The sequence below is a fragment of the Moraxella cuniculi DSM 21768 genome, assembly GCF_900156515.1.
GTDB classification, from domain to species: domain Bacteria; phylum Pseudomonadota; class Gammaproteobacteria; order Pseudomonadales; family Moraxellaceae; genus Moraxella; species Moraxella cuniculi.
The window spans coordinates 114716-130024 of record NZ_FTNU01000004.1; the positions used below are offsets into that span (position 1 = coordinate 114716).

Below are 15309 nucleotides of genomic sequence, written 5' to 3' on the forward strand. Positions count from 1 at the left end.
TGTGTACATGTGACAAAAGGAGATTGAATGAAATTCACCAATAGATGCAAATTGGCACTGTCTGCCCTTGTCTTAGCAACAAGCCATGCTTATGCCGAGCAATCATATCTTGAAAGCGCCTATGGCATCAGTGCCGAAGAGGTACAGCTTCGCCTAGATTTGCAAGAGCAAGTCATTGCCTTGTCAGAAAAACTCAATACAATATTTAGACTGCATAATATTATGCAGTCTTGGAGATTTTTATGAAAAAACAAATTACGGTTGCAATTGTTTCAATGCTGACTTTAACTGCGTGTTCAAATCCAGCCATCAACGAACCAAGTACTAAAGTCCGGCCAATCAAAAGTAGCGAAATGCAACAAGATCAAAATAAAAATCAAGACACTCAATCCATATTTTATTTAAATAGTACCGATGTTTTACTAACAGATAATTTGCTGGCAGAACAAAACCACCAACAAGTTTGATTGTGTACAACCAATGCCTATCCGTTCGATCTTTTCTTAGTGGCAAAACATATACTTTAGCCACGCCCAATGCCAATGAAATTTTATTTGATGACAATCAAAATGTTATTGGTTTATTAAACAAAAAATCAAAAAGAAGAATCTTAATCGGTGATGAAATTGTGCTTGATAGCACAAATACCGTTAATGCCAATGCTTCCACCAAACCTGTGCCAAAAGACTGCTCGCAAGAGCTGCTGATTACCGCTGCGGTTGAATAAGATGCCTACCGATATCAAAATACCACCCATCAGCTCAAAACTGGTCATCAAAACCGCTCACCAACCAGCTGCTGCAAATCCTCAGGCAAATCTGCAGTGAACTGCTTGGTTTGTGTATCCATCGGCACAGCGATTTGCCATGCGTGCAAGCACAGTCTTCTTACGCCTTTTTGGGCAGCTGTCTGTGCTTGAGCTTGCTGTTGGTATTTGTCATCGCCCAGCAAGGCGTGTCCGATACTTGCCATGTGTACACGAATCTGGTGCGTGCGTCCTGTCAGAGGGCTTGCTTTGACAAGGCTTACCGCCATATCATCAAGCCAAAAAGTCGCCAAAACCTCTATCTTGGTTTGCGACGGCTTGCCCTGCTTATCCACCTTGACACGCCGCTCGCCATTTGCCAGCGTGTATTTTAGCAGTGGCTTATCAATCATCTGCCCCTGCTCAACCATGCCATGCACCAAGCACAGATACTGTTTTTGTATGGTTTTGTCGCGAAAATGTGCCTGTAGCATCTTTAGGGTGGTGCGTTTTTTGGCGATGAGCAATAGCCCTGAAGTATCTTTGTCAATGCGATGCACCAGCTCCAGATATTTTTTGCCCGTGGCGATACGCATCGCCTCAATCACGCCAAAACTCTCGCCAGAACCACCATGCACCGCCATGCCGTGCGGCTTATTTAGCACAATCAGTCCATCATCTTCGTAGACAATCCGTGCCAACAAGCCCTGTGCCAGCGTCTGACTGATGACAGGCTCTTTACTAACGCCCAACCTAAGCGGTGCTATGCGTACCACATCACCTGCACACAGTTTGTCATGAGCCTTGCAACGCTTGCCATTAATGCGAATCTCATCAGCACGAATCAATTTGTACAAATGCGAGCGTGGCAAGCCTTTAAGCCGTGCAAGCAAAAAATTATCAATCCGCTGACCATGCTGGTTATCCGTTACGCTCAAAAAATTCACCTGCGTAAAATCCCTGATGGCGGCATCGGCAGATTGTACCTGTGCTTGCTTGGTGGATTTTTTGTGATGAAACTTCCCTTGCTGACCACTCATTTGGGACGATTTTTGTGCAAAATGGGGGTGCGATGGTGCTTTTTGGCGTTTTTTTTGTAAATTTTTCATGGTTTTGACATTTTTTTGTAGGCGTTTGGCAAAAGTTTTGGTATAGTTTAGCATGTTGCGAGGTAATGTATCGGTGAATTTTGTATCAAGAGCAAAATTTTCACCAAAAAATGACAAATCCCTGACCGCAGTTTTATCAATTTTTGATCATAGATGACTTGATAATATTTAGAAAAGTTTATTATCTGGTTTAAAAATACCAAATAAACCAGACTTATTTGGCAAACTTTCTAAATCCACTCGGCACATTTGTTCGCAACCACAACGAACGATTATTTGACACACCGAATATTTTGGTTGATGCAACTTCGGTATGAACCGTACAAGATTTGCCAGTCTGCCCAAAGGTAATTGGCACAAAAAATTTGGCAACGCTGGTTCAAAAGCACAAGACAGACTCTGCTTTTGCCAAGCAATCCCCAGTGGTTGTCAAAATTTTGAGTTGTTAAACTGGTGCAAGCAGTTTGGCAGGTAATCCGCTTGGGCGGAAAATATTACAACTTGGCAAGATAATCTCTTGCCTCTGGCGTAATTTGACCGCCTGATAAATCTTTTGAAATACCGATGTTGCTCATTTGGGGCGATTTGCCCATTAAGGAACATCATGAAACGCATTTTAATCAACGCTACGCATAACGAAGAAATTCGTGTTGCTTTATGCAAAGACAATCATCTGTACGATTTTGACCTCGAAAATCGCACCCGTGAACAAAAAAAGGCCAATATTTATAAGGGTCATATTACCCGTGTTGAGCCATCGCTTGAGGCGGCATTTGTTGAATATGGCTCGGCTCGCCAAGGCTTTTTGCCCCTGCGTGAGATTGCTGGAGAGTATCTGCATGGCAATGTGCGTGAAGACAACATCAAACAACTCATCAAAGAAGGCGATGAGGTCATCGTCCAAGTAGAAAAAGAAGAGCGAGGCAACAAAGGGGCGGCTCTGTCTACTTATATCTCGCTGGCAGGCCGCTATCTGGTGCTGATGCCCAATAATGCCAAGGCAGGCGGTATCAGCCGTCAAATCTCTGGCAAAGTCCGTGAAGAGATGAAACAAATCATCGCAGGGCTAAACTTGCCCAAAGGCATGAGCGTCATCGTACGCACCGCAGGGCTGGGCAAAGGTGCCGAAGATCTGCAAAATGATCTGGATCATCTGCTTGACATCTGGAAATCAATTCAAGAACAAAACAAAACTCGCCCAAGCCCTTGCTTGGTTCATCAGGAAGCTGGCGTGGTTACTCGTGCCGTGCGTGATTATTTGCGTGATGATATTGGCGAGGTATGGATTGATAGCGAAAATGCCTACAACGAAGCGGCAAATTTCATCAGTGCAGTCATGCCAGCACAAATGAGCAAGTTACGCAAATACACAGATTACGAGCCAATGTTTGCTCGCTTTGGTATCGAACGCCAAATTGAGACCGCCTATCAGCGTGAAGTGCGTCTGCCTTCGGGTGGGTCTATCGTGATTGACCAAACCGAAGCATTGGTATCTATTGACATCAACTCCTCAAAATCCACCAAAGGCTCTGATGTTGCCGAAACCGCCTACCACACCAACCTAGAAGCCGCTGACGAAATCGCTCGCCAATTACGCTTAAGAGACATGGGTGGACTGATTGTCATTGACTTCATTGACATGAATGACCCACGCCACCAAAAGGAAGTCGAAAAACGCCTTGTAGACGCCACACGCCACGACCGTGCCAGAGTGCAGTTCGCCGAAATCAGCAAATTTGGTCTCATGCAGATGAGTCGCCAACGCCTACGCCCCAGCCTTGAGGAAGCGACAGGCTACATTTGCCCACGCTGCCATGGCAACGGCATGATTCGTGATTTGCGTTCATTGTCATTGTCCATCATGCGACAAATTGAACAAATCGCCCTAAAAGAACGCATGGGTGAAATTCAGGCAGAAGTGCCAACTGACATCGCTGCATTCCTGCTGAACGAAAAGCGAGAAAGTTTGGTTTATCTTGAGCAAGACAGTGGCACACGCATTACCATCTTGCCACACGCTCATCTTGAAAGCCCAAACTTCAGCCTGCACTTTAATCCAGATGGCTTTGCACCATCAAGCTATGAACGCATTGCCGATACCGAAGAAAAAGAAAATATCGATCGTGGCTATGAGGTCAATTGGCAAACTGACAACGAAAAACAAGACAACAATCGTTGGCACAAACCTGCCAAAACTGCCAGCAAAACCACCGAACAGGTACAACAGCCACAACAAACCCAAGCCGAACCACAAGCTGTGGCTTGGCTATCAAACCTATTTGCCCCAAAACCACAGGCACGCCTAGCAGGCAGTCTGGGCACAACCGATGCTGCCTTGGCAATCGAATCGCTGGTAAATGGTGGCAATGTCAGTCTGGGTGCTGCTGGGAATATCAATGCCCTTATCAGCAATGCTGTGGCACAGCCTGAGCAGCACAGCGAAGAAAAACGCCACAAAAAATCTCGCACCGCCAAAAAAAGCAGCGATGACGATGTGGTAGCAACCCCAGAAAAATCAGAAAAAAGAACCAAAAAAGACGCAACAAAGGACAAGGAATATCCTAAGCGAGAAGCAGGTGTACGCCGCGAATCTCGTGGCGAGATTGTCCGTGGCGAGGCTATTAAGCCATTTGACAAGGCAGAGCAGGCAGAAAAAAGCGAAAAAACCGCTCGCACCGACAAGCCAAAAGCCGATAAAACGCCACGCCAAAAGTCCACGAACCCCGATGATGTCATCATGCACATCAGCGGTAACGAAGCTGCCAAACCAGCCAGCCAAGTGGTTCATTTATCCCTTGATGGCAGCAAGGCAAAAACAACCAACAAGGCAACCAAGCCTCAAGCGGTGGCTGATGACAATGCTGTCAGCACAGCCAGCCAGTCGCAACCTGCATCTGTTGTCCAATCCGACACTGCCAGCGTGATTGCAGACGACAGCGACAAAAATTCAGTGGCAAGTCATGATAACCCACCAAGCAAGGCGACAGATGCACCTCTTCCTAATGTGGCTGCCATCAGCTCGGCATTGCTTGAGAAAATCACTGCTCTTGCCAAACAACAAAACAAAGCCCCCAATGATCCACGCGTGGTGGCACAAGCCATGCAGGCAACCGAACAGTCTATCACAGGCACTGCAGGTGAGTTCATCGCACGCACCCTAGGTCAGACTGCCAGCGGTGAGTTTATTGCAGACTTTGTTGCTGCTGTTGGCAAAGTACGCCGCTTAGATACGGCATTTGATTTTAGCAATTTTGGCTACCTGCCACTGACAGCGGCAGCAAAAGCTCAATTCGATGAGCAAATCAACGCCACAGGGCATCTATCGGCAGCACAAGGCAAAACCACAGTTGAGCCACGACCTGTTGCACGCCGAGCCAGCAACGATCCACGAGGTCAGCACCCTGATTTTGTTGCCAAGAATAATCACTTGGGCGATGACGCTCCTGATATCGACAGTGCATTAGCCCCCATGGAGGCAGTGGCCAGCGTCAGCGAAACTGCCGAAGCACGCCTTGAGGCACTTGATGATACCGCCACTGGCGATTATCAAAATCAAGAAGAAACCAAGCCATCAGAGCTAATACACACAGCTGATGACAAGACAGCAGACGATGCCACGACTCTAGAAGCTACAGAAGGCGTATCGATTGAGGCGGATAATAACGCCCCAACCACCCTGCTTGATGATGCGTTGGCTACTGCAGCCAGCATTACCGAACAGCTTAGCGAAACGGTTGGCAAGGTCATCAGCGATACCATTGACGAAATTGGCAATATCGTATCAATGAGCGAGGACTTGTTTAGCCATCTTGATGAGCAAACCGACACGCAAGCTGCCGAGCATCAGCCCGATGAGCAAGCACCGCTTGACATCGCCAACACAGCTGATAAAACAGCCAAAGATAGTACAACTGGCGAGTCCAAGACCACCAGCAAAAGCAAAAAAGGCAGTCAGGTTAAGCAGATTACCGCTGAGCAAAAATCGGAGAAAAAATCCAAAGCCGCCAGCTACAAAGACATGATCGAAAATGTCGCTGGTCAATTGCAACCACAGCTTGGTATCTTAAACCTGATGACAACCAAAACGCCAAAAACCCCAAAAGCACCCAAAGCTCGCACGCCCAGAAAGCCGAGCAAAAAGCCTAAGGTTGAGGTACGCAAAATCAGCAAAGCCAGCGAAACTGCCGACACAGCAGAAAGTGGCAATGAATAACGCTGGCTAAAACAATAAAGCACCACAAGCGGTTGTTTGTGGTGCTTTTATTATCATGGTTAAAGACCAGATTTATTTGCTGGTATAAACCCAACCCTAGCCAAATTACAGTCGTCCAGCAGCAGTACAAGTTCTGCTAAGCGCGATTTTATTATTTATTAATATTAAAAATAATATTATCAAATCACTCAAGTCATACCGATGAAATGTTAAGCGGTTACGCCACCGATGGCAAGGTATTTGATTTGCAAATATTCATCAATGCCGTATTTTGAGCCCTCTCGCCCAAGCCCTGATTGCTTTACACCGCCAAAGGGGGCAGCTTCATTAGAAATCAGTCCAGTGTTAATGCCGACCATGCCGTATTCCAACTGTTCGCAGACACGAATAACACGGTTCAAATCCTTACTATAAAAATACGCCGCCAAGCCAAAATCAGTATCATTGGCACGCTCAATCACTTCGCTCTCGTCAGCAAAACAAAACACAGGAGCGATTGGGGCAAAAATCTCTTCATGTGCCACACGCATCTTATGGGTTGCGTCCCGAATCACAGTTGGGGCAAAAAACAGCCCCTCATGGCCGCCACCACAGCAAATTTTACCGCCCTTGCTGGTTGCGTCTTGGAGCAATGATACGGCATTATCAAGTGCCTTATTGTCTATCAATGGTCCAACATCCACACCTGCCGTCATGCCAGATCCCAGCACCAACTCGGCGACCGCTTGGGTGAATTTGGCAACAAATTGCTCATAAACGCCCGATTGTACATAAATGCGGTTGGCACACACGCAAGTCTGCCCAGCGTTGCGGTATTTGGCAGCCACCGCCCCTGCCACCGCTGCATCTATATCAGCATCATCAAACACAATAAAAGGTGCGTTGCCACCAAGCTCCAGCGAGACTTTTTTGATGGTGCTGGCACATTTTTTCATCAACAGTCGTCCAACCTCTGTTGAACCTGTAAAGCTAAACTTACGCACATTAATATCTTGGGTGAACACATCACCGATGGACTCGGCATCGCCCGTGATGACATTAAATACGCCAGCAGGTATGCCAGCCTGCTCGGCAAGCACCGCCAATGCCAATGCCGAAAAAGGGGTCAGTGATGCAGGACGAATGACAAAAGTACAACCCGCTGCCAATGCTGGTGCAGCTTTGCGAGTTATCATGGCGTTGGGAAAGTTCCACGGCGTGATGGCAGCACAAACACCAATCGGCTGCTTGATGGCAAGGACTCGCTTATCCGTACTGGGTGCTGGTATGACATCGCCATAGACCCGCTTTGCCTCTTCGGCAAACCATTCAATATAGGACGCACCATAAGCAATCTCTGCACGAGACTCTGCCAAGGGCTTACCCTGCTCAATGGTCAGAATAACTGCCAAATCTTCTTGGTGCTGCATAATCAGCTCAAACCATCGCCGCAATAGCTCGCCACGCTGCTTGGCTGTATAACCCTGCCAAGTCGCCAAGGCACGCTTGGCTGCCAAAATCGCACGCTGTGCCTCCGCCTTGCCCATATTTGGCACAGTGCCAATCAGCTCATCGGTAGCAGGATTATAAACAGCAATCTCTGCACGATTATCCGCTGCTTGCCACTTGCCATCAATATAGGCTTGGGTCTTTAACAAAAGCTGATTTATCTGCATAAATTTCTCCGCATTATTATTTATATTATCATCATTGTTATTTTAAATTTAAACTGCACCGAGTAAGTGGATAATTTTTGGCAGTTGCTACATGATGATATTTATCAAACAAGCCAAATATCCATCAGCTTGGTGATTTTTGGCACATTTATCAAGTCATTGACACCCACAGGCTTTAACATTGTAACAACCCTTGGCAAAATTGCAAAGCACAATCCGCCAAATCTTAAAGCAAAAAACCGCCCTTGTTGTCCGTAACAAAAGCGGTTTTGTCTTTATGCACAAAAACAACAATCAATCGCCTTGATAGCCTTTTAATTTCAATCGTGCCTTGTGCAAAATCGGTTCGGTATAGCCTGCTGGCTGCACCGCCCCCTGAAAAATCAAATCCGCCGCTGCATTAAAAGCAATGTTATTGTCAAAATCTGCCGACATTGGGCGGTAGGCAGGGTCGTGGGCATTTTGACTATCCACGACTTTTGCCATGCGTTTTAGCACCGTCCACACTTCATCTTCGCTAACAATGCCGTGTGCCAACCAGTTGGCAATGTGCTGTGATGAGATGCGAAGCGTTGCACGGTCTTCCATCAAGCCGATGTTGTTAATATCAGGCACTTTGGAACAGCCAACGCCCAAATCCACCCAACGCACCACATAGCCTAGGATACCTTGGCAGTTATTCTCAAGCTCTTTTTGCTTCTCTGCATCGCTCCAGTTGGTATCGGTTGCCAGCGGTATGGTGAGCAAATCATCAATGGACGGCACTTGGGCAGATTGCAAGGCCGCCTGACGCTCGGCAACACTACACTTGTGATAATGAATGGCGTGAATGGTCGCACCAGACGGGCTTGGTACCCATGCACAGCTTGCCCCTGCTTGTGGGTGTTCAATCTTGGTGCGGTACATATCAGCAAGCTCATCAGGCTTTGGCCACATACCTTTGCCAATTTGTGCCTTGCCCCTTAGCCCTGCTTTTAGACCAATCATGACATTGCGGTTTTCATAAGCGGTGAACCATTTTTCAGACTTAATTTCACCCTTTGGCACAAACGCCCCTGCTTTCATGGCGGTATGAATCTCATCACCTGTGCGATCCATAAAGCCTGTATTGATAAAGATGGTGCGATTTTTGGCTTTTTCGATGCAGTTTTTTAGATTAGCAGAGGTGCGTTTTTCTTCGTCCATGATGCCTATTTTTATGCTGTTTTTCGGCAGTCTAAGCAGCTGTTCGCTACGGTCAAACAGCTCCACAGCGAACGCCACTTCTTCTGAACCGTGCATTTTTGGCTTGACAATATACATAGAACCTGTGCGAGAGTTACGCAGGGTATTTTTGCCCATAATGTCAATGGTTGAGAGCATGGGGCTAATCACGCCGTCCATAATTCCCTCAAAAATCTCTTCGCCATCTACCAAAATCGCAGGGTTCGTCATCAGATGACCAACATTACGCAGCAGCAGTACCGAGCGACCATGCAGGGTTTTGGTATCGCCATTTAAATCGGTGAAAGTACGGTCAGCATTTAGCGTGCGAGTGATGATTTTATTTGCTTTTTCCAAAGTTTCGCTAAGATCGCCCTTCATCAGTCCCAGCCAGTTGCGATAGCCTTCTACCTTTTCTTCGGCATCGACAGCAGCCACCGAATCTTCCAGGTCTTGAATGGTGGTAACTGCCGCTTCTAAAATCACATCTTTTACGCCAGCCTTATCATCTTTGCCAATCAAATGCTCACGGTCAATTTGGATAATGGTATGCAAGCCATTGTTTTTTAGGATAATTTCTGATGGATTATCAGGGCTGCCGTTGTAGCCTTGTAGCTGCTTGGTGTTTTTTAGCGTGGTGGTTGTATTGCCGACTTGCACCGACAATTGACCGTCTGTGATGGCATAGCCAGTGGCATCAGCGTGCGAGCCTGTCATCAGCGGATAAGTCTCATCAAGGAAATTTTTGGCAAATGCAATCACCTTTGCCCCACGCACAGGGTTATAGTCTTTGCCTTTTTCCGCTCCATTTTCTTCGTCAATCACATCAAAGCCATACAGTGCATCATAAAGCGAACCCCAACGAGCGTTGCCTGCATTTAGTGCATAGCGAGCATTACGCACAGGCACAACAAGCTGTGGCCCTGCGATGGTGGCAATCTCATCGTCCACATTGTCGGTGGTAATTGCAAAATCCGCCACTTCTGGCTCAAGATAGCCGATTTCGGTTAGGAAGGCTTTATACGCCCCAAGCTCATAGCTGTTGTTCTCATGCCAGTTGTCAATTTTCGCTTGTAGCTCATCACGGTAAGCAAGCAGGGCTTTGTTTTTTGGGGTTAAATCTTTGACAATCTGCTCAAATCCTGCCCAAAACTCATCGCTTGAGACATTTGCCAGTGGCAAGGCTTCATTTTCAATAAAATCATACAAAATCTTATCAATGGCAAAACTGCCCTTTTGAATGCGTTGTGTCGCCATGGTTTTATCCTTAAAAATCATTATCTAAAATCTAATCCAAAGCAAAACGGTGCTTTAACCCAAAAGTCAAAACACCGTTTGCAATTGCTGTTATCAGATTAACCAAGTGAATTGGTGCCAATGCTAGACAGGTGATAGGCACTGCAAGCAGTACAGCAATCAAGCCTAACAACACAGCAGCCCAATTCACAAAGTGTTTAATCAGCCGCCAAATTGATTCATGGTGTTTTTACTGGCATCTCCTGCTTTTAGGGCATTTTCACCAGAGAAAATCTCTTTGTGGTCATCACCAATATCCGAGCCTGCCATCGCTTGGTGTTTCACACAAGCAATACCGCCGCGAATCTCTTTGCGTTGTACACCAGCCACATAGGCAAGCATACCCTCATCACCAAAGTAACCTTTGACAAGTTCATGCGTGGACAAAGAAGCAGTGTGATAAGTCGGCAAGGTGATTAGATGATGAAATACGCCTGCCTCGCGAGCTGCGTCCGCTTGGAAAGTGCGGATTTTTTCGTCCGCATCACGGGCAAGCTCAGAGTCGTCATATTTGGCGTCCATCAATTTATCACGCTCATAGCCTGATACATCTTTGCCCTCGGCAAGCCAGCGGTCGTATGCCTGCTGACGGAAGTTGATCGTCCAGTTGAATGATGGCGAATTGTTGTACACCAGTTTGGCATCTGGCACTTGTTTTTTGATGTCATTCACAAAACTTGCAATCGCTGCCACATCAGGCGTTGGCGTCTCAATCCAAATCATGTCCGCACCGTTTTGGAGCGAAGTTACACAGTCTAGCACCACACGGTCATGCTGCGTGCCTGCACGGAATTGATACAGTCCTGATGGCAGGCGTGTTGGGCGATGCAGTTTGCCATTACGCTTGATGAGAATTTCATCTTCTTTGGCTTCGGCGATGTCAATTTCGGTAGTGTCCAAATAGCTGATGTATTTGCTCGCTAAGTCTCCAGCTTCACGGCTGACTGGGATTTTTTGGGTCAAATCCGCACCTTCTGAATCCGTGCGAGCAACAATCACGCCCTCATCTACGCCAAGCTCAAGGAAGGCATAACGCACGGCATTAATTTTTGCCAAAAAATCCTCGTGCGGCACAGTAACTTTGCCCGCTTGGTGTCCGCACTGCTTGGCATCTGATACTTGGTTTTCGATTTGGATTGCACACGCCCCTGCCTCAATCATTTGCTTGGTGAGCAGATAGGTCGCCTCTTCGTTGCCAAAACCTGCATCAATATCAGCAATGATTGGCACAACATGGGTTTCAAAGTTGTCAATCTGCGTCTCGATTTCTTTGACTTTGGCGGTATCGCCAGCGGCTTCGGCCTTTTGCATGGCACGGAACAAATCATTTAATTCTTTGGCATCTGCTTGGCGAAGGAATGTGTAGATTTCTTCAATCAATTTTGGCACGGCGGTTTTTTCGTGCATGGATTGGTCAGGCAATGGGCCAAATTCAGAACGGAGAGCCGCCACCATCCAGCCTGATAAATAGATATAGCGTTTGTTCGTTGTGCCGAAGTATTTTTTGTTGGCAATCATTTTTTGTTGGGCGATAAAGCCATGCCAACAGCCCAAAGACTGTGTGTATTTGCTGTTATCGGCATCGTACTGTGCCATATCACGCCGCATAATGGCAGCGGTATATCTGGCAATATCCAAACCTGTCTGAAAGCGATTTTGTACAATCATGCGTGCCGCATCTTCTGGACGAATGGCATTCCAAGTGCCGCCCAGCTTCTCCTTTACCTTGCGTACATGATCCAGTGCTGATTGATAGCTCATAACATACTCCTGTAATGATCACGGATAAACTTGCAAATACATCATCGCCAACCGACAATGATGTCGGGCAAAGACCTCGCACCGTTTTGCTGGGCTTTGCCGTTAAACACAGCATAACCAAATATGGGCGATTTATCCAATAGCTTGTACCAATGTTCATTATTTTTTAAATAAATGGTTTTATATTTACCATTAATTCATAAAATATATTATATAAATATTATTCAAGTTATTGATTTTATTAATATTATTTATTATTTTTTATAATATCAATAATTATATTTATTGACCAATTGCCGCTTGTGCATTGCCAAGGACGGTGTTAATTGTGGCTTTTTATGCTAAAATTGTACAACTGTATTTTTATGATTATGCCATCATGAGTGCCAATGTAGATTTTGATGATGCTGTTTTGCACGATTGTCCAGAGCTTGCCAAATTTTTATTCGCCACAGGCTCACTGACAAGTCTGCTTGAAAAACAAGCTGGCAGACGGCTTGTGGTGCAGGTGTTATCCGAGGGCTTTGTGCCGCTTACTTATCATCAAAAAATCGCTCTGAACCTACCCATCAACAAAGCCCAGCTGGCATGGCAACGAAGCGTATTATTATACGGCTGTGATAAAGAGGCTTGGGTATGTGCCAGCAGTATATTTCCGCTCAATGTTCTAAAAGGCAAGCTAAAACGGCTCAAACACTTAGGCAAAACACCCATTGGTCGTGTTTTATTTGCCAAACGCCAGCCGATGATTGAGCATCGCACATTTTATCATCACAAAAACCCTGCTCGCGATACCTGCTATCAGACCGAAGCGGGCAGATTGTTAATCTCGGAGCAGTTTTTGCCTGCTTTTATCAACCACCTAAAGCATACAGCCCAATAAAGCACTAACTTGAATTTTATTACCGCCAAGCTGAAATTCTATCAACAAACAAATTCGCACAATCGTAGTGTATCACCGCCAAAAATATGCTACACTAACGGCATAATTTTTGTAAACAACCCAAGCTAGGAATCATCATGTTTAAAGAACTCTCTATCCATCAATACGATCCAGAAATCGCCAGTCAAATCGATGCCGAAAGCCAGCGTCAAGAAGACCACATTGAGCTTATTGCTTCAGAAAACTACTGCTCGCCTGCTGTCATGGAAGCCCAAGGCTCATCGCTGACTAACAAATATGCCGAAGGCTACCCCGGCAAACGCTACTATGGCGGCTGTGAGCATGTTGATGTGATTGAGCAAATCGCCATTGACCGTGCCAAAGCATTGTTCGGTGCTGACTATGCCAATGTCCAGCCACATTCTGGCTCAAATGCTAACAGTGCGGTATTTTTGGCATTATTACAACCAAACGACACTGTGCTGGGCATGAGCTTGGCTCATGGCGGACATCTGACCCATGGTGCTACCGTGAACTTCTCAGGTCGCAACTATAATGCGGTGCAATACGGTCTGGATACCGAAACTGGCTTGATTGACTATGAAGAAGTGGCTCGCCTTGCCCGTGAACACAAGCCAAAAATGATTATTGCAGGTTTTTCGGCATACAGCCAAGTGGTTGATTGGCAAAAATTCCGTGAAATCGCCGATGAAGTCGGTGCATATCTGATGGTTGATATGGCACACATTGCAGGTTTGGTGGCTGCTGGCGTTTATCCAAGCCCTGTGCAAATTGCCGATGTTACCACAACCACCACGCACAAAACCCTACGAGGTCCTCGCTCGGGTCTAATCTTGGCAAAAGCCAACGAAGAAATCGAGAAAAAACTTGCCTCTGCTGTATTCCCCGGCAACCAAGGCGGCCCGCTCATGCACGCCATCGCCGCCAAGGCAGTCTGCTTCAAAGAAGCGATGAGCGATGAGTACAAAACCTATCAACAACAAGTGGTAAAAAATGCCAAAGCCATGGCGGAGGTAATCCAAAGCCGCGGCTATGAGATTGTCTCTGGCGGTACCGAGAACCATTTGATGCTCATCAGCCTAATCAAGCAAGGCATCACAGGCAAAGAAGCTGACAAATGGCTGGGCGATGCTCACATCACTGTCAATAAAAATGCTGTGCCAAACGATCCAAAATCACCATTTGTTACCTCAGGGATTCGTATTGGTACGCCAGCCATTACCACGCGTGGCTTTAGCGAAAACGACTCTCGTGATTTGGCAGGTTGGATCTGCGATGTGCTGGACGCACGAGGCGATGAAGCGGTACTTGCTACCATTCGCCAAAAAGTTGCCGAAATCTGCAAAAAACTGCCCGTCTATGAACGCAACGCCTAATCAAGCCTACACCAGTTATCCGAAAGCCTGTCTTTCGGATAACTTTTTTTGGGAGTACTGTTGATGGATTATCATCATTTGCACGCTTTGCACACACTTGCCGATGATTGCCCTTATGATTTTGGTGCAGACAGTCTGCCTGATAGCGATGGTTTTTTGGGCATTGGTGGCGATTTATCCGCTGCCACCTTGTTACACGCCTATCGCTGCGGAGCATTTCCATGGTATTCGCCCAATGAGCCGATTTGCTGGTGGTCGCCTGATGTTCGTTGTGTCATCAGACCAAGCGACTTTCGCCCAAGCAAATCATTACAACGCACCGCCAAGACCCAAGCGTGGGCCATCAGCAGCAATTTGTCCTTTTTGGCAGTTGTTGAAGCGTGTAGCCAGCCACGCCAAGATTCCGCCGAAAGCTGGATTGGCGATGACATAAAAGCCGCTTATAGCCAGCTCAATCAGCTAGGGGCGGCAAGCAGCATAGAGGTATGGACAGGCGTGCCACAGCACAGCGAGCTGATCGGCGGTCTGTATGGCGTGCATTTTGGGTCAATATTTTGTGGCGAGAGTATGTTTCATCGCAAATCTGATGCCTCAAAAATCGCCTTTTGGGCGTTGATGCAACTGTCCAAGCAAGCAGGCATTGAGCTGATAGACTGCCAAGTTGTCAATAACCACCTGCTAAGCCTAGGTGCCAGCAAACTTGCCAAGGCAGACTTTCTCAAGGCATTGACAACGCTGGTGCATAGACCCAGTGGCAATCTACAAACAACCAAGGGCTTTGGCAGCCACAACCTGATGCCTTAATCAATAAGCCTTGAGATTGGTAAGGGTATCAGCAGGCTTAGAGGCTTGGCAAAGATAGTGTTGTATTTTGCCAAAATCAGCACACAAAATTGGCAACAAAACCTTTAAGGCTGGACTGCATGGCAGTAAAACAAAATCCGATAGGCTGTGAACCGACCCCCAAATCTTAGACACAAGATTAAAGGTTAGGTTGATAAAGCTAAGTGGTTTGACCAAGGACTAAGCTTCTGTATCTGACAGGAC

At 46.6% G+C, this 15309-nt stretch carries 11 protein-coding genes; 7 read left to right on the forward strand and 4 right to left on the reverse strand.

What is annotated here, in order from left to right; all coding sequences use genetic code 11:
- Positions 1-27 precede the first annotated feature (27 nt).
- Genes BW928_RS04130 through BW928_RS04140 form a run of 3 tightly spaced genes read left to right on the forward strand, consistent with a single transcriptional unit; the run spans position 28 to position 727 of the window.
- A complete protein-coding gene (locus BW928_RS04130; protein ID WP_076554965.1) occupies positions 28-246 on the forward strand; it encodes a hypothetical protein in 219 nt (72 codons plus the stop codon).
- Positions 243-467: a hypothetical protein gene (locus tag BW928_RS04135; protein ID WP_076554966.1), complete on the forward strand. Its 225-nt coding sequence runs from the start codon at positions 243-245 to the stop codon at positions 465-467. Before BW928_RS04130 ends, BW928_RS04135 begins: the two co-directional genes overlap by 4 nt.
- Before the next feature lie 2 nt (positions 468-469).
- Complete coding sequence (locus BW928_RS04140; RefSeq protein WP_078310241.1) at positions 470-727, forward strand: hypothetical protein; 258 nt, start codon at positions 470-472, stop codon at positions 725-727.
- Positions 728-774: 47 nt separating this feature from the next.
- Here BW928_RS04140 and BW928_RS04145 read toward each other — a convergent pair whose 3' ends face one another.
- A complete protein-coding gene (locus BW928_RS04145) occupies positions 775-1908 on the reverse strand; it encodes an RluA family pseudouridine synthase (RefSeq protein ID WP_076554990.1) in 1134 nt (377 codons plus the stop codon).
- A gap of 550 nt (positions 1909-2458) precedes the next feature.
- Here BW928_RS04145 and BW928_RS04150 point away from each other — a divergent pair.
- Positions 2459-6067, forward strand: a complete 3609-nt coding sequence (locus tag BW928_RS04150) for an Rne/Rng family ribonuclease (RefSeq protein ID WP_076554968.1) — start codon at positions 2459-2461, stop codon at positions 6065-6067.
- 209 nt (positions 6068-6276) lie between these two features.
- On the opposite strand, the gene BW928_RS04155 is transcribed toward BW928_RS04150, so the two are convergent.
- The 3 genes from BW928_RS04155 to BW928_RS04170 form a co-directional block, all read right to left on the reverse strand.
- Positions 6277-7722: an NAD-dependent succinate-semialdehyde dehydrogenase gene (locus BW928_RS04155; RefSeq protein WP_076554969.1), complete on the reverse strand. Its 1446-nt coding sequence runs from the start codon at positions 7720-7722 to the stop codon at positions 6277-6279.
- Positions 7723-8016: 294 nt separating this feature from the next.
- Positions 8017-10182, reverse strand: coding sequence for a malate synthase G (locus BW928_RS04165; RefSeq protein WP_076554971.1), 2166 nt, complete (start codon positions 10180-10182; stop codon positions 8017-8019).
- A 201-nt stretch (positions 10183-10383) separates the two neighbouring features.
- Positions 10384-11982 carry an isocitrate lyase gene (locus BW928_RS04170; RefSeq protein WP_076554972.1) on the reverse strand — a complete coding sequence of 533 codons (1599 nt, stop codon included), beginning with the start codon at positions 11980-11982 and terminating at the stop codon, positions 10384-10386.
- A 328-nt stretch (positions 11983-12310) separates the two neighbouring features.
- Between BW928_RS04170 and BW928_RS04175 the strand changes: the two genes are divergently transcribed.
- The 3 genes from BW928_RS04175 to aat all read left to right on the forward strand — a co-directional run bounded on the left by BW928_RS04175 (position 12311) and on the right by aat (position 15066).
- Complete coding sequence (locus tag BW928_RS04175; RefSeq protein ID WP_143821493.1) at positions 12311-12865, forward strand: chorismate--pyruvate lyase family protein; 555 nt, start codon at positions 12311-12313, stop codon at positions 12863-12865.
- A 137-nt stretch (positions 12866-13002) separates the two neighbouring features.
- Positions 13003-14262 carry a serine hydroxymethyltransferase gene (gene glyA, locus BW928_RS04180; RefSeq protein WP_076554973.1) on the forward strand — a complete coding sequence of 420 codons (1260 nt, stop codon included), beginning with the start codon at positions 13003-13005 and terminating at the stop codon, positions 14260-14262.
- Between the two features lie 63 nt (positions 14263-14325).
- Entirely contained in the window at positions 14326-15066 is a 741-nt protein-coding gene (aat, locus tag BW928_RS04185) for a leucyl/phenylalanyl-tRNA--protein transferase (protein ID WP_076554974.1), read from the forward strand.
- Positions 15067-15309: the final 243 nt, after the last annotated feature.

Excerpts from the sequence above, each read along its gene's own strand:
- glyA (WP_076554973.1), top strand. The coding sequence starts at position 13,003 with ATGTTTAAAGAACTCTCTATCCATCAATACGATCCAGAAATCGCCAGT.
- BW928_RS04135 (WP_076554966.1), top strand. The coding sequence starts at position 243 with ATGAAAAAACAAATTACGGTTGCAATTGTTTCAATGCTGACTTTAACT.
- BW928_RS04150 (WP_076554968.1), top strand. The coding sequence starts at position 2,459 with ATGAAACGCATTTTAATCAACGCTACGCATAACGAAGAAATTCGTGTT.
- BW928_RS04155 (WP_076554969.1), bottom strand. The coding sequence starts at position 7,722 with ATGCAGATAAATCAGCTTTTGTTAAAGACCCAAGCCTATATTGATGGC.
- aat (WP_076554974.1), top strand. The coding sequence starts at position 14,326 with ATGGATTATCATCATTTGCACGCTTTGCACACACTTGCCGATGATTGC.
- BW928_RS04170 (WP_076554972.1), bottom strand. The coding sequence starts at position 11,982 with ATGAGCTATCAATCAGCACTGGATCATGTACGCAAGGTAAAGGAGAAG.
- BW928_RS04130 (WP_076554965.1), top strand. The coding sequence starts at position 28 with ATGAAATTCACCAATAGATGCAAATTGGCACTGTCTGCCCTTGTCTTA.
- BW928_RS04165 (WP_076554971.1), bottom strand. The coding sequence starts at position 10,182 with ATGGCGACACAACGCATTCAAAAGGGCAGTTTTGCCATTGATAAGATT.
- BW928_RS04145 (WP_076554990.1), bottom strand. The coding sequence starts at position 1,908 with ATGCTAAACTATACCAAAACTTTTGCCAAACGCCTACAAAAAAATGTC.